Here is a 383-nt window from a genome sequence, read left to right as displayed (position 1 = left end):
GACGGTTTTATCCGTCCTAGTGTCTCTGCCTTATTGACTAAAAAGTCAACAACTGGTTATTACAGTACTACAGGGCTACTCTCCTCCTTTGATTCATTAGGAAGGATTATTGGCCCTCCTTTAGGGGGAATCCTTTTCTCTATTACAATTGGATTGCCGTATATTATAGGAGTTGCTTTATCAATCGTTGCCTTCTTCTTATATCGAGTGTATAGTGCACAGACAAAGAAACTTAAATTAGAAGCTTCCATGGAATAATGAGAAAAGCTAAAGAATCTGTAATTAATGTTCAAACACAAAAAAGTGCGGGACCTGGTTCCGCACTTTTTTGTGAACTATTTCGCTTCAAATCGCTCTATTAACTTTGAAAGTGAAATTTCACT

The 383-nt window shown here is 37.1% G+C and carries 1 pseudogene; it reads left to right on the top strand.

The features are described from left to right. Positions 1-258, top strand: a pseudogene (locus AOA61_RS31785) (hypothetical protein); the annotation flags it as partial. Between the last annotated feature and the right edge of the window lie 125 nt (positions 259-383).

Source organism: Pseudomonas sp. 2995-1, assembly GCF_002742505.1.
GTDB lineage: Bacteria > Pseudomonadota > Gammaproteobacteria > Pseudomonadales > Pseudomonadaceae > Aquipseudomonas > Aquipseudomonas sivasensis.
The sequence above is the reverse complement of the archived record's forward strand: the minus strand, read 5'-3'. Positions and strand labels throughout refer to the sequence as shown.